Source organism: Microbulbifer maximicatervae (SeqCode) (assembly GCF_052467825.1).
This window is the reverse complement of the sequence record NZ_CP174327.1, coordinates 587,977-601,984: the sequence shown is the minus strand read 5'-3', so window position 1 is coordinate 601,984 and position 14,008 is coordinate 587,977. Positions and strand designations below refer to the sequence as shown.

General features: G+C 47.7%; 12 protein-coding genes. 1 reads left to right on the top strand and 11 read right to left on the bottom strand.

What is annotated here, in order from left to right:
* Nucleotide 1: 1 nt before the first annotated feature.
* The 9 genes from ACJJII_RS02665 to ACJJII_RS02625 form a co-directional block, all read right to left on the bottom strand.
* A complete protein-coding gene (locus ACJJII_RS02665) occupies nt 2-1,507 on the bottom strand; it encodes a Na+/H+ antiporter subunit D (protein ID WP_444918185.1) in 1,506 nt (501 codons plus the stop codon).
* Nucleotides 1,504-1,878: a Na+/H+ antiporter subunit C gene (locus tag ACJJII_RS02660; RefSeq protein ID WP_413663315.1), complete on the bottom strand. Its 375-nt coding sequence runs from the start codon at nt 1,876-1,878 to the stop codon at nt 1,504-1,506. Before ACJJII_RS02660 ends, ACJJII_RS02665 begins: the two co-directional genes overlap by 4 nt.
* 1 nt (nt 1,879) lies before the next feature.
* Nucleotides 1,880-2,299 (bottom strand): Na+/H+ antiporter subunit B, encoded by a 420-nt coding sequence (locus tag ACJJII_RS02655; protein WP_413663314.1) that lies wholly within the window; start codon nt 2,297-2,299, stop codon nt 1,880-1,882.
* Nucleotides 2,296-4,581 (bottom strand): hydrogen gas-evolving membrane-bound hydrogenase subunit E, encoded by a 2,286-nt coding sequence (mbhE, locus tag ACJJII_RS02650; RefSeq protein ID WP_413663313.1) that lies wholly within the window; start codon nt 4,579-4,581, stop codon nt 2,296-2,298. Before mbhE ends, ACJJII_RS02655 begins: the two co-directional genes overlap by 4 nt.
* A gap of 219 nt (nt 4,582-4,800) precedes the next feature.
* Complete coding sequence (locus ACJJII_RS02645; RefSeq protein ID WP_444918184.1) at nt 4,801-5,493, bottom strand: pirin family protein; 693 nt, start codon at nt 5,491-5,493, stop codon at nt 4,801-4,803.
* 102 nt (nt 5,494-5,595) lie between these two features.
* Nucleotides 5,596-6,498 (bottom strand): LysR family transcriptional regulator, encoded by a 903-nt coding sequence (locus tag ACJJII_RS02640; protein ID WP_444918183.1) that lies wholly within the window; start codon nt 6,496-6,498, stop codon nt 5,596-5,598.
* Nucleotides 6,499-6,603: 105 nt separating this feature from the next.
* Nucleotides 6,604-7,575, bottom strand: coding sequence for a glutathione S-transferase family protein (locus ACJJII_RS02635; RefSeq protein ID WP_444918182.1), 972 nt, complete (start codon nt 7,573-7,575; stop codon nt 6,604-6,606).
* Nucleotides 7,576-7,622: 47 nt separating this feature from the next.
* Nucleotides 7,623-8,054 (bottom strand): DoxX family protein, encoded by a 432-nt coding sequence (locus ACJJII_RS02630; protein ID WP_444918181.1) that lies wholly within the window; start codon nt 8,052-8,054, stop codon nt 7,623-7,625.
* Between the two features lie 170 nt (nt 8,055-8,224).
* Nucleotides 8,225-8,962 carry an OmpW/AlkL family protein gene (locus tag ACJJII_RS02625; protein ID WP_444918180.1) on the bottom strand — a complete coding sequence of 246 codons (738 nt, stop codon included), beginning with the start codon at nt 8,960-8,962 and terminating at the stop codon, nt 8,225-8,227.
* Nucleotides 8,963-9,358: 396 nt separating this feature from the next.
* On the opposite strand from ACJJII_RS02625, the gene ACJJII_RS02620 reads away from it, so the two are divergent.
* Complete coding sequence (locus ACJJII_RS02620) at nt 9,359-10,225, top strand: alpha/beta hydrolase (protein ID WP_444918179.1); 867 nt, start codon at nt 9,359-9,361, stop codon at nt 10,223-10,225.
* A 74-nt stretch (nt 10,226-10,299) separates the two neighbouring features.
* Here the strand turns inward: ACJJII_RS02620 and ACJJII_RS02615 are convergent, their stop codons facing one another.
* Both ACJJII_RS02615 and ACJJII_RS02610 read right to left on the bottom strand, forming a co-directional pair.
* Nucleotides 10,300-13,317: a DUF2339 domain-containing protein gene (locus tag ACJJII_RS02615; RefSeq protein WP_444918178.1), complete on the bottom strand. Its 3,018-nt coding sequence runs from the start codon at nt 13,315-13,317 to the stop codon at nt 10,300-10,302.
* A 107-nt stretch (nt 13,318-13,424) separates the two neighbouring features.
* Entirely contained in the window at nt 13,425-13,985 is a 561-nt protein-coding gene (locus ACJJII_RS02610) for a DUF4166 domain-containing protein (protein WP_444918177.1), read from the bottom strand.
* Nucleotides 13,986-14,008 lie beyond the last annotated feature (23 nt).

Below are 14,008 nucleotides of genomic sequence, written 5' to 3'. Positions count from 1 at the left end.
GTTAATGAGTGGTACCTGGTAACACGGCGTTCAGGTAATCATCAGGCTCCAATAACTCTCCGGCAGCCCCCAGGGAGTATTCAATAAAAGGCTCGGGAACCAATCCCAAAGCCAAAGTGATTAATGCCAATAACGCGACTGGCAACAGCCGCTGGAAGCGCTCTGCGCCGCTGAGGCTATATAAATTTTTGCAGTGCTCCTGGGGGTGTGGCTTCCAGAATGCCTCTGCCCATATTTTACTCATTGAAAACAGGGTAAGTGCCCCGGTAATCAGTGCGACGGCAGCGACGATATAGGCGGCCTGGTCGAGGCTTGCTTTGACTAATAGCAGTTTCGCCCAGAATCCAGATAATGGTGGGAACCCCGCTAGGCTAAATGCGGCGATAAAAAAGAAAGTAGAGAGAAGTGGGCTGGCGCGATATAAACCACCAATTTCATTGAGCTCATAACTGCCAGTAAGGCGCTGGGCAGTACCGCTGATTAGGAATAAATTTGTCTTTGCCACAATATTGTGGACCATGTAGAACACAGATCCGGCCAATGCTAAAGGGCTGTTCAGTGCTAATCCCAATACCAGGAATCCAATCTGGCTGATGATATGGAATGCGAGTATCTTGCGGAATTCGTACTGTGCTGCTGCGCCCAAAACACCCGTCAGCATGGTGAGTAATGCAGCTCCCAATAAAATATCCCGGGTGAATTCCAAATCATTGGGAAATATTAAAGTAAAGGTGCGAATTAGCGCATAGACGCCGACTTTGGTCAGAAGACCGGCAAATACAGCGGTTACAGCGACCGGTGGAACATGGTATGAAGCGGGCAACCAGAAAAAGAGTGGAAATATTGCCGCCTTAATTCCAAAAGCGCAGATAAAAATAACTGCCAATGTTGAAATCGCGACGGGATTTTGTACCTCGGCCAAAGAAATATGCAGCTGCGCCATATTAAGGGTGCCGGTGAGTCCATAAAGCAACCCGATAGAGGTCAGCATCAACAGCGTGGATACAAGGTTTAATGCTACATACTTGATGCCACCGTCCAGCTGTATTTTTTCACCCCCCAGTACCAGCAGCGCGAAAGAGGCAATCAGCATCACCTCAAACCACACATACAAATTAAATAAGTCACCGGTGATAAAGCTACCGCTGACACCGGCCAATAACAGTTGAAAGAAACTGTGAAACCCAAGTTTTACCCGTTTCTCACTGATATCTGAAATGGCAAATAGAGAGACACACAAACCCACGATGGCACTGATCAACAGCATTACCGCGCTGAGCCGATCGGCGATCAATGTGATTCCGAAGGGAGCCTGCCAGTCTCCCATTTGCCCAGCTTGAGGGCCCTGGCTTTCTACCAGGACAAGAATATAAAGGTTAATGCAAAGGGCGGTAAGGCACCCCAATATCGAAATACCAGAGCAAAGGTATCTACGGCCTCGAGCGGGAAATGTGATTAACGCCGTGGCGATAGGGATTAGGAATGGCAGGGCCAATAACCAACTCAAGTGGTCTTCTTCCTCTTGGGTTTCACAGGCTCGGCAATACGCATGCTATCCACATCTAATGTACCCAGCTCACGGTAAGCCTGGGCGATCAGAGCTAGGGCAAAGGCCAGCAGGCCAAAGCCAATTACGATCGCGGTTAGGATCAGGGCCTGGGGTAGGGGGTTGGCGACGATAATTTGCGGGGCTTCCTGATCCTTGGGTACCAGCGGTGGTGAGGCGCGGGTCAACCGCCCCGCGATAAAAATTGCCAAGTTGGCGGCATTGCTAATCAGTACCAAGCCGAACAGATAGTGCAACAGGTGGCGGGCCAGCATAAGGTAAACGCCGGTAGCAATCAGGATGCCGACGACAACGGCGAGGGGAGCTTCCATATCAGCTGGCCTCTTCCAAGGCAAAAATTAGTGTGAGAACGGCTCCGAGTACTGTCAGATAGACCCCAATATCAAAAAATAAAAGATTGCTGATAATGATTCCGCCATTTTCCTTACTACCTACAATGGCAAACCACTGTCCAGAAAAGGGGCCGTCTCCCCAAAATAGAGCCATCAATCCAGATAATCCGGCGATGACAACTCCCCAGGCGGCGAGGGTCCCTGGAGGTATGCGCAGAGCACTTTGTGCCGCCTCCATCCCCCAAGCCATGGCAAACAGGGCAAAAGCAGAAGCGGCAATTAAACCAGCAATAAATCCGCCTCCGGGATAATTGTGTCCACGTAACAGCATATAAATGGAGAAGACCAAGATCAGGGCTACCAACACACGGGTCGCTGTCTGTAGGATAATAGAATTCACTGCTTGCCCCGTCTTAAATGATGACCGAGTAAGGTCACCGCAGCGACAGCTGCGGTAAACACCACAATAATCTCCCCGAAAGTATCCAGGGCCCGGAAGTCCACCAGAATGACATTGACGATATTGCGCCCATGAGCCTCGGGTACAGCAGCTTCCTTGTAAAATTCACTCACAGGGCTCTCGAATGGGGTTTGCAGAACCACCAGAATGCTAATGGTAAATAAAAGGCCAACTGTGGCACCGAGCAGTGCATCCCTGGGACGAAAGCCTTCCTTCTTGCCGGGAGTAAATACGGGCAGACGCGGAAGAATCGCAGCAATTAATACCAAGTAGAGTGTTTCCACCAGAATCTGTGTAATGGCCACATCCGGTGCACCAAAGAAGAGATAAATTAGAGCGATACCCACACCGAGAGCGCCGAGAGCGCAAATGGCGGTGAGAGGTTTACGCGCAAAACCCGCAGTAAATGTACCTCCTACCGTCAGCAGTATGGCTGCCCACTCTTTTAAATTAAGTCGTGGCGCAGTGTATTCCAGTGAGAAGTGGCCGGTATGAACAAAGGCATAAAAAAGGGCCATCGAGAGCGTAACAAAAATGACTGTGAGATAACGACGCATAATTCCATTTTGCAATATGCGTGTTTGCAGTGCGGCAAAAGCTTTTAATAATTCTAAGGATTTATCCCACAGTAAATCGGCGCTAGTTGGCGCATGGGTAAAGTCCCAGTTTAGCCAGGCACGCATACGTTTTAAATTGACATACATAATCACCCCGAGCACAAAAGTAAGAATGCTCATCAGGAGCGGAATGTTAATACCGTGCCAGAGTTTCAGGTCGATGGTTTCCGGAAGGCCAAGTATCGCTGTCAGTGCCGGTTCTACCAGTCCGCCACCGACTAAGTCCGGGGCCAAACCAAATGTGAGGCCGAAGGCACTTAAAACCAGTGGGCTTATCCACAAACCGGGGGGAGCCCAGCGAATACGGCTGGCATCTTTGGGGGGAGGCCCAAAGAAGGGTTTGATGGCCACCATGCCGGCTACTGTCACCGTTACCGCATTGGCAAAAATTGCTGCTGTGCCCACCAGTGCTGGCTCTGAAGCTACCGCCAGTGCACCTTCATATTTAAGTTCTTTACCAATAAATCCAAGGAACGGCGGGAATCCGGCCATGGATAGGGCTGAAGCCAGTGCAGCTATAAAAGCAAAGGGCAATAACTTCGCCAGGCCATGAAGCTTGGTTAAATCCCGAGTGCCTGTCTGCCGATCGATAATGCCCACCACCATAAACAGTGCGGCTTTATAAAAAGAGTGAACCAGCAAGAAAGTAATTGCAGCGGCGACGGCAGCTGAAGCATCAGAACCCAGAAACATGGTGATAGTGCCCAGAGCGATCACGGTGGTATAAGCGAGGGCCAGTTTCAGGTCTGTTTGACGCAGGGCGGCCAGTGCCGCTACTGCGGCAGTGGCAATACCGGTGCAGGTTAAAATCCACTCCCAGTATTCAGTGTGAGCCAGTACCGGATGTAGGCGCGCAAGAAGGTAAATACCGGCTTTGACCATAGTGGCGGAGTGTAGATATGCGCTCACCGGTGTTGGTGCCGCCATGGCATTGGGCAACCAAAAATGGAAGGGCAGCTGTGCCGACTTTGAGAATGCTCCGATAAGTACCAGTATCAAGATAGGAAGATACAGTGAACTGGATTTAATCTGTTCTCCTTTTATTAACAACTCTTCAAGATCATAGCTATCGACAATTTGACCCATTAATAGGAAAGCGGTTAGTAAGCAAAGTCCTCCTAAGGCAGTTACCAGCAAGGCTTGCAAAGCTGAGCGTCGTGCAACAGCACTGGAGTGGTTAAAGCCAATCAGCAGATAGCTCGCGACTGTGGTCACTTCCCAAAACACAAATAAAGTAATGAGATCGGATGCCAATACCAAACCCAGCATTCCGACCATAAAGAGATAGAGATAGAGGAAGAAACGTCGCAATAGTGGATTGCCGCGTAAATACTCTGCGGCGTAAATGGTAATAAAAAAGCCAATACCGCTGATTAATAAAGCAAATAAAAAGCTGAGGCCATCAATATAGAAGCGTAGGGATACACCCAGTTCTGGAACCCAGCTAATGCCAAAAGAAAACTCTCTACCAGCGGAAATGTCGGGCAGATGAAAAAGTAATGACAAAGCGATAATGGCCGGAGGAATCGGAGAAAGCAGGGAGATCCATCTTCCCGGCGTTTTTTTATCGCCATTGCGACTTTCCATGTCGCCTGCTGATCCCATTATTTTATCCCTGGTGACTCGATGCCTATATACAGCAGTGATTCACTGCCAAGTTAATAGTTTAGGTGTAAACCAGAGATTGTCGCTTTTAGGGTGAGTAGTCTTGTGCTTGTGAATATGAACATGCCGGTTAGATAGAGTTTAATGCCTGTTACGAGAAGCGGTATCTTAGAGCAGGTTTACAGTCTACACAGAATTAGTCTGTTGATAGATCGCCTATTATCGAGGCAAGTCGAACCATAGTGCGATAAGATCATTTGCTGAAGCGGTTAATACTATTTTTTCCCGATAAACTCCCAAGCCATCTCCCGCCACGAGCAGATGGCTGCCATTGAGTTCGGCATTACCAGCGATGATATGAAGATATCCTGGGCGCTTAAGGGTATCCAACCTTAAACTCTCACCGGTGCGTAGTTGGAGGCGAAATAAGCTGGCATTCTGGTGAATAATTAGTGAGTTATCGCGTCCATTGGGAGTTGCCAATGGAGTTAGCGCCCCAGCTTGAGTAATTGTCTTTTGTTCATAGCTTGGTTGAATATCTTTCCGGTTAGGTTGAATCCAGATTTGTAGGAATTTAAGATTTTTAGTCTTTGAGTGGTTATACTCTGAATGGGTAATACCTTTACCTGCACTCATTCTTTGAATCTCACCGGCGGGAACGACAAAGTGGTTTCCCTCGCTATCTAAATGTTCGATAGCACCCTCCAGAATGTAGGAAATAATTTCCATATTCTGATGACCATGAGTGTCAAATCCTGCCCCAGGCTTTACGGTATCATCGTTAATAACTCGCAGCGCGGAAAACCCCAGATGATGCGGGTCATAATAGTGCCCAAATGAAAAACTGTGTTTGCTGTGTAGCCAACCAAAGCGGGCTTGCCCCCGTTCCCCTGATGGTCTGAAGTAGTACATAGCCGGTTCCTTATCGGTAGAAATAATTTGGCTATGGTAGGCTGCTGTGGTTATAGGAGATATTGGATAATAATGAATCGGTTATTCGTATTAATAGAATGTTTAAGATTCTTCAGAGGTTGGCATATCTAAGGTCAGTAATCTTAGCTCACCAATAAACTCTCTAGCGGCAGGGCCTAATTTATCCGGGTCTTTAAAGTTCAAGAAAAAACTTGTGGAGCGCAGGCTGCCGTTTTTTAACTTAAGCTTTTTAAGTGTCCCCGCATTGAGTAACTTAGAAATTAGGGGTATGGGTAGCCAGGCGAATCCGAGGCCCTGTTCAATAAGATCCAAGGAGGCCCGTAAACTACCCACCTTCCAGCGCTGTTCGGCTCCCAGCCAGCCTGAATCCCTGTTTGTCTGCATAGCTGAGTCCCGCACAATAATCTGTCGATATAATTTCAGATTCTCGTAAGTCAGTTCGCAATTTAATTGATGCAGTGGATGATCTCTATGAGCGACAGCGACAAATTCTATACGGCAAATTTCATCGTTGAGAGCATTTTTCATACGAAAGACAGAAAGGCCTAAATCCACAAGCCCTTCTTGGATCAACTCATTGGTACCGGACAATACGGTATCGACAATATCGATATTCACCTGGGGATATCTCGCCGAAACTTTCTCCAGTGCCTGAAAAACCACACTTTGGGGGAAGGCGCCATCTACAGCGATACGCAGTTCTGATTCCACGCCTTCACCAAGGGTTTTGGCAATATCCTCGATACGGGAGACTTCATCCAGCAGGTATTGGCCACGGCGCAACATGAGGTTGCCAACTTCCGTGAGTATCACTTTGCGGCCAGATACCTCAAAAAGCTTGACTCCGAGAGCAGCTTCCAGGTTGCTAACCGCATTGTGAATACTGGATTGGCTTTTGTGGACTCGCGCAGAAGCCTGATTAAAACCACCGGCATCCACTACCGCTTTAAACATGCGCCATTGTTCTAAGGTGGTTTTTTGCATTATGTAACCCCTGATTCTTATACCGGTAGTTGTGGATAAATATCAAGGGTAAAGCTGTACGGCCTAGAACCCCAAATACTTGCCCCAAGCGAGGGGCAAGGGCATTTATACCCGATTGTGGGGGCTGTTGTAATCGATCATCGGACCCACCGGTACCACCTGGCTGGGGTTGATGGATTTATGGCTAAAATAGTAGTGGCGTTTAATATGGTGGAAATTCACTGTCTCTGAGACCTGGGGCCATTGGTATAGCTCCCGGACATAATTGCGCAGGTTGGGGAAGTCTTCCAGACGCTGCCGGTTACACTTGAAATGGCCGTGATAAACGGAATCAAAGCGAATTAAAGTTGTGAATAGTCGCCAATCTGCCTCAGTGATCTTATCGCCTGTCAGGTACCGCTGCTTACCTAATATTGCTTCTACCTTATCCAGGGCATCAAATAAGTCTAGGTAGGCCTCTTCATAAGCGGATTGAGTCGTCGCGAAACCACAGCGATAAACCCCGTTATTGATATTTTCATAGACCAACTGATTGATGGCTTCGATATCTTTCTGTTTGTCTTTGGGATAAAAGTCCTGTGTATCACCGGTAATTTCATTAAACGCACTATTAAACATGCGAATTATTTCGGATGACTCATTGCTGACAATGCAGTTTTGCTGTTTGTCCCAAAGTACTGGGACCGTAACGCGGCCGGAGTAGTCGGATTTATTGCGAGTGTAAACCTGATGCATAAAGTCATATGCAAATAGTGCATCACCGCTACTACCCTCATCGGTATTGAAGCTCCATCCCTGCTCAAGCATATCCGGGCTTACAACGGAGGTGCTGATATGTTCTTCCAGCTTTTTCAACTTGCGGAAAATCAAGGTGCGATGAGCCCAGGGGCAGGCCAGGGATACATATAGATGGTAGCGCCCGGAATCAGCTTTAAAGCCACCTATGCCACTAGGCCCTGCGCTGCCATCGACAGTAATCCAATTGCGTAACTGTGCAGCCTCTCGCTTAAATGCGCCACCTGAATTCTTGGTGTCATACCACTGGTCGTGCCACTGGCCATTAATTAACAATCCCATGTCATACTCCTAAGTAGCGGTTGTTTTGTGACTGGCTTCAGATGGAATCAATGTGTTTTCTTTCTGTTGTCCAAGCTGAAACGCCCAGCGCCATGGGCTGCTATCACCAGAAAACCACCGGCTATAGCCAGGTTCTTAAAGAACATTAGAAACTGCATTTGATCTTCCAGGTTGTTATGGAACAGGAGCGCAGTGAGTAAGCTAAATCCGGCGAATGCCAGAGCAGTTAATCGAGTTTGAAAACCCGCAATCAGAGCTAAGGCACCGGCTATCTCAAATAGGATTACCAATGGGAGCAGAAACTCGGGTATACCACCGTAGGCCAGGTATTGAGCGCTACCCTCATAGTTTTGGATCTTGTTAACGCCTGCCAGTAAAAAGATTGCTGCCAAGCCAATACGTCCGGAAAGGTCTGCGACGGCTGGAAACAAGGAACCACTGGGGGAATTTGATGCTGTGGATAAAGTGGAAGTATTCATTGTGTCGGTCCTTAAACTGTAAATTGAGTGCCACTGCGGAGTAGCTGCTGTGGATAAAGGGCAGTTTATAGAGGACGAGTAGAATGAAAATTGGTTAAATTCGACCATATCATTCGAATAAATCGAACATCGGATTGGCCGAGTTCATTGAGAAGTGGACAAAAGGCCGCTCAAAAGTGATAGCCGATACCTATTGAGTAGACCCAGGGGTCAATATCTACATTCACATTAATGCGGTCGTAGTCGTTATCTTCTGTGCGGAAGCGAATTTTTGCCTTGGTATCGATACTTAAGTACCAGATGGCCGCATTAAACAGCCAGTTGCTCTCTCGTCCAAAGGCAATATCTATGCCCACTTCCCCTGCCAGGCCCCAGGAATTGCTCAGGCTCAAGGATGCTCTTGAGTCTGCACCCAGGGCTGTATCGAAGTAGTTTTGTGCCGTGCGGCTGATATCTTCATCGAAGAAATGGGTGTAGTTAATTCCCACACCAATATAAGGCTGTACCCAGGACTCGGTGCATACCGGATACCACTGTACGCTGAGGGTTGGCGGAAGGTGTTTGATGTCACCCAGGGATACCCGGCCCAGTGGATCACCGGTATCCGGGTCCGGTAAACCGCGCACATCAAGATCGTGCCGGAAAGGTACAGCTGCCAGTAATTCCAGTCCCCAATGGTTTGCAAATAACCAGGTACCAGTGATGCTAGCGGAGTAGCCTGTATCCACGTAGACCCGGGTGTAGTCTAAGGGGGTGCCATTTAGGCGGAGTCTGCCAGAGTCGTCGTTTGGATCGACCGCAGCAGCGCCAACGCGAACGATAAAATCTCCCTTTTTATAGTCCGCAACCGACTGACCGGTAAGCAATAGTACCGTGCAAAAAACTAGTGTCAGATTGATTCTTTTCATGCCCAACTTTCCAGAAGTACGACTGAAAATATGTAGGAGGGTTGATAGCTACAGGAATACTGTAATCTATCGCTAGATTATTAGTGTAGATGTCTTCGAGGTCTGGGTTTATAGATAGCAAGAGCTGAGGCGCAGTAATTTATTGGTATAACTTTGTAAGCTTCTGCTGGGAATAAATTCCTATTTTCTGAGAAAGATTGCCCAGAAAAGGGTTTGGTTTCCTATTGCGCGGATAATTGTAGAATCGGTTAATTTATTGAGTGAAATTGCCCTGTATTATTTTGTATTTTTACGTTGATATGTATTTAGCGATTCCTGATCAGTGTATTTTGCTTGATGTGCAGTAAAACTCACTATCAATGATCATATAAGACACCAGGCTAGAGATTTAATAACATGCTTAAGATAATACAGGGAGCAATGCAGCTCACAGGGCGACTATCCCCAAAGTTATCGGCAAATATTGCAATGTATCTGTCTTCACGACCCAGACGCTATGCTGACTCCGAGCGTGAGAGATCGCAGCTGGCCCAAGCCAAGAAGATTACCTACCGGGGTGCTTTAGGTACAGAAAACACAGCCTGGTCCTGGGGTGAGGGCCCCGTAGTGATTCTATGCCACGGCTGGGAGGCCAAAGCCGCAAAAATGGCAACCCTAGCAATGGCAATTGCCGATCAGGGTTTCCAAGCGGTAGCCATCGATGCTACCGCTCATGGCCACTCTGAGGGCAAGGTTTGTAATTTCGATATTATGGCGAAAGATATCTGCTCTCTAGCCAGCCAGTTTTCGGAAATATTTGCCATCGTCGGTCACTCGATGGGCGGAATGATGACAATGCGTGCGCGGGAGTTTGGGCTTAAAGCCCATTGCTACGCAATTCTCGGCTCACCGAGTGCTCCCTTGCCCATTATAGAAATTATGAAAAATATGCTGAAGGTGAGCCCTGGAACAGCAGAGCTATGCCAAGACAAGATAGCCAATCAAATAGGGTACTCTTGGCAGGAGTTGTTGCAGTGCAAAATGTATACCCCAGAAGATACCCCGCTCTTAATGATTTACGATACTGAAGACGATGAAGTGCCGATTTTTCATGGAGAGAGAATTCATAAAACCTGGCCCGCAGCGGAGATGATCAAAATTAGCGGCGTCGGGCATCGGAAAATAGTTTGGGATGTTGAAGTGATAGAGCTTGTAAATAACTTCCTTCAGCAGCAGAAAAGTAAAAAAATAGTAGCCAAAGGTACTTTAAATAAAATAGCTTGAATACTGATAAAGTCATCATCTTATAAAAATGGGCCTGAAAGGCCCATTTTTATTTGTGTGAAAGAGAGCTACGTTTAGGAGTTACTATTTTGGGCTGCCAGAAATTTTTGATATTGATAGGCCGCCCCCAGCATACACAATCCCACTAACATACATACGACTATCTTCTGTATTAGTGAGAAGTCCTGCATGTCCCAGAGCACAATCTTCAGTGCAGCTATGCCGTAGATAATTAGTGACAACTTAAGTAGTTTCTGGGTTTCAGGTTTCAGTGTCTGGAACAATAGTAGGGTTGCATGGACAACGAGAGCGAAAGAAACTGCCGGTAGCCACATGGCATCAAATAGCTGTGCTAGTAGAGCTACGTAAACAATAATCGCGGTAACATGCACCAGCCACATATTTGCCATTCGATGACCAGACCAAACGGCTCTCGTAGGCAAGGTTTTGTGGTAAACCAGCAGGACAGCGATGCCAAGAGATACTAGGTTATAGGCTCCAATCCACTCTGCATTGTGCGATTTTACAATGACAGCTCCGACTTGAATCAGTGTGATTAATTCAAAAATACCCAGTGTCAGCATGTAGAAGGGCGTAAGCTGGTTGCGTACTGGTGCCAGCTTGGGTTGGCTGAAAAAGAGGCTTCCAAAATAGAGCTGGGTGAGTAGTAATGACAGGACAAAGTCATGAGTTAAAGTGTAACTGACAGCTATCAGTACTGCCGCAAAATAGTAGAAAGCCAGCGGGAATACAGGCTTCAGCGCCCAGTGAATAGCATGCTGCCACTCCCTACCTGCGGGATATCGTTTTAAGCCCTGGCCAAGCCATATGAGCCCTATGAAGCTGGAGACTCCCAGCAATAGCCCCTCCATCGCCTTGCCCTGCCAGCCGACAAACTCCTGTAGGAGACAACCGCCGATAGTGATAAGGCTTGCAGCAGAAATCAAAATGCGAACTTCTTGTTTTAGATGTTCCATCCGCAGCCATGTGTAGAGGAATAAGGCAATACCACACGAGAACCACATAGCAACAGTGAAGTAGTCACTGGCCTTATACAGTATGGTAGGTAAGGCAATAATGGGTAGTAAAGCGTAAAAGAGTTTACGCAGTGCCAATGCCAGCTTCTGCCCTGGTGATTGTATTTTCAGCTGGTGATAAAGCTCCGCAAGCAACCAAAGTCCCAGGAAAGCTTCAATACTGGCGATTTTTCCGTAGGGGATTTGATCGTAGAAATGAAGGTTGCCTACAACCGATGCACTGGCTAACAGTGGGACAAACAACAGAAGGTAATGCCAGAGACCGAGCCACTCGCTAAATGCTGAATTCATGCGCTGGCTACGCCAGATCAGGAAAGTCATTGGCAGTGGTGCCAGCAACCACATCCCTTGCGGCCAGATAATACCCACCGATAGCAGGAAGCTCGCAGATAAAAGCAGTCCGAAAGCATTCTCTGCGATATAAGTGAAACGTTGTTCTGCGGGAGTGATTTTACCGGCACTACGGCGTAATAACTGGGTGAGAGCAAAGGCCCCAGCAGTGAGGGTCAGCCAGTTAGTCCAGCCTGCACTCACCTCTAAGGATAATAGTAGTGGAGCAGGAACCAAGCTCTCAGCCACCCATACGAGAGCTTGCAAGAATAAGGTTACGCCGGCGAGGGCTAGAGCGATATAGCCCTCACTTCGCACGCTGACAAAACCAAAATGTATTCCAAGGTAAATCAGCAGGAGGCCTTCCAGGCACCACACAATGCCCAAAAAGTCAGGGCTGCAAAGTGCCAGAATTGCCAGGCCTGTTAACAAGCCCCCATGGAGTAAAGCCATTGCGAGGATACTGCGGGCCGAGGAACTATTAACACTGTATCCGAATAGGTGGCGTGAGTAGATGGCGAGCGCGGCCCAGGGTATTAGGTTGAGTAACCAAACCACACCTAGTGCATTAGCAGTGGGTGTTAGAGACCAGCTAATATGAATAAATAGCACCAGGTTTGCTACCAGCAAACCGAGGCGCCTCCTATCCATTTCCTTGCCATTAAGCCCACCCAGTATGTAATGGGCAAACCCGTAGAAGAAACCATGCAGTATCAGTAACAGACCCCAGTTTGAGCTAGACTCGCCCAAGTTTGCGACTGAAAACTCGAACATCCCTGCGCTGAGCACCATGGTGACCACTGCCAGCTGAGGCCATTGAATCAACTTGGACAAACGCAGCATTGCGAGCGCGAGTACCAACAAGTAGCTGAGATAAATAACTGCGGATGGATCAAAATGATTGGCCACCAAGGGCATCGTGGCCCCACCCAGCAGAGTCACCATGGAAACAACCCGGGTCTCGAATAGTAGGGCGAGTAAGTAAGCGACTCCGGTAGTTACCACAAGCAGTCCCACACCGATAGGAATCGGAACCAGCTGATAGTAAGGCCCAGCAAAGTAACCACATAAGTAAAGCAGTATGACCCCGAGAGCGATCAGTCCTGAGCCGTAGTCCGCCATGTTGGGCATGCGCCGCCTGAACATTACCCCACCAGTAGTAGTCGCCGCTGCTACAAGGAAGCCCAAAGTCACTTTACCTACAGGCCCCAAATAGGCATTGAAGGAAAACTGCAACAGATAAGCAAAGCCAAACACCAGCGCCAGGATACCGGCAGCGGTCATAAAGAAGACAGGAGCCTTCCCTTGGCTTTGATAGTGCCGGTAGAAACTCATCAGGGAGCCCCATACTCGGCTAATGGGTTCCAGAGCAGGTTCCAATAGACTCGGTAGCTCCTCAGATAGCCATTTAGCCTGTCTACTTGGCTTCTCGGTTCTGTTAGGAGCAGTGGCAATAGTACTTGCTGGCTGGGTTGGAGTTTCAGGAAGAGAGGGATTAGGTTGCTCTGTCGACGGGGATCTGGAGGGATGAGTACCCATCAATTGGGATAGCTCATCTTCAGGCTCATCCACTGTCGGGAGCTGACTTGCTAACTGATCCCTAGTAGCTTGCTGTATCTGCGCTTCTAGAGTCGATAACCGTTGTTCGAATATCTCAATGCGACGGCGATTGTCTCGCTCCAGCAGGGCTAGTTCCGCGCGAAGTGATTGCAGTTCACTTTCCATATATCTTTCACTATTGTTTTTAGTGAGATTATCTCTCGTTACGCTCGGCTACAAGTATATGTAATCAAGGTTTTTGAAAGACCTTTTACCAGAGGTTAATCGCACAGCTATCTAGTTTCAGGGAGTTGTTCACGCAATATTCCCGAATAGCCAAATGAGAACCCTATAATCGGTAACGAAATCGATACCTCAAAGTGATATTGATTGTTAATGATTGATTTGCCTGCGACGATCCTGGGCCTTAAGACCGAGGGAATTGGGATATGAAGAATAGAAACTGACTGTGGGTCCCAAAACCAGTTTCCTTCCTCTATGGAAACGCCAAGTCGGATATTAATTATCCCTGTTTTTTCAATCCAATAACCAGCTTTTTCCCTTGTCCCTATAGGTACAAATTCTGAAATCATTGAATGGCTATTTGAGAAAGTACGAGACCAGACTAATTTATGCTGGGTGTGCTGAATATTTACTGAAAAAGGAGATTCCTTTGTATTTTGTGGGACACCCAGCTTTCCAGCAATTCGTTTGCCTATAATTCCAGCTAGTCCAGAGCCGAACTGAACTTTAACCTCCCCGGAGAGCTTTGCCCCTGTTGTATGTAGGCGTTGTAGTAGCGGGTTTAGCTTGTTGAAGTCGGAGCCAAACCAGTTGGTGACAGCATTTACCATGCTATTTTGATTGCATTGCTAGT

Bases quoted from the DNA above. Each gene is read 5' to 3' on its own strand.
- ACJJII_RS02610 (WP_444918177.1), bottom strand. From the start codon at position 13,985: ATGGTAAATGCTGTCACCAACTGGTTTGGCTCCGACTTCAACAAGCTA.
- ACJJII_RS02640 (WP_444918183.1), bottom strand. From the start codon at position 6,498: ATGCAAAAAACCACCTTAGAACAATGGCGCATGTTTAAAGCGGTAGTG.
- ACJJII_RS02620 (WP_444918179.1), top strand. From the start codon at position 9,359: ATGCTTAAGATAATACAGGGAGCAATGCAGCTCACAGGGCGACTATCC.
- ACJJII_RS02630 (WP_444918181.1), bottom strand. From the start codon at position 8,054: ATGAATACTTCCACTTTATCCACAGCATCAAATTCCCCCAGTGGTTCC.
- ACJJII_RS02615 (WP_444918178.1), bottom strand. From the start codon at position 13,317: ATGGAAAGTGAACTGCAATCACTTCGCGCGGAACTAGCCCTGCTGGAG.
- ACJJII_RS02645 (WP_444918184.1), bottom strand. From the start codon at position 5,493: ATGTACTACTTCAGACCATCAGGGGAACGGGGGCAAGCCCGCTTTGGT.
- ACJJII_RS02625 (WP_444918180.1), bottom strand. From the start codon at position 8,962: ATGAAAAGAATCAATCTGACACTAGTTTTTTGCACGGTACTATTGCTT.
- ACJJII_RS02635 (WP_444918182.1), bottom strand. From the start codon at position 7,575: ATGGGATTGTTAATTAATGGCCAGTGGCACGACCAGTGGTATGACACC.
- ACJJII_RS02660 (WP_413663315.1), bottom strand. From the start codon at position 1,878: ATGGAAGCTCCCCTCGCCGTTGTCGTCGGCATCCTGATTGCTACCGGC.
- mbhE (WP_413663313.1), bottom strand. From the start codon at position 4,581: ATGGGATCAGCAGGCGACATGGAAAGTCGCAATGGCGATAAAAAAACG.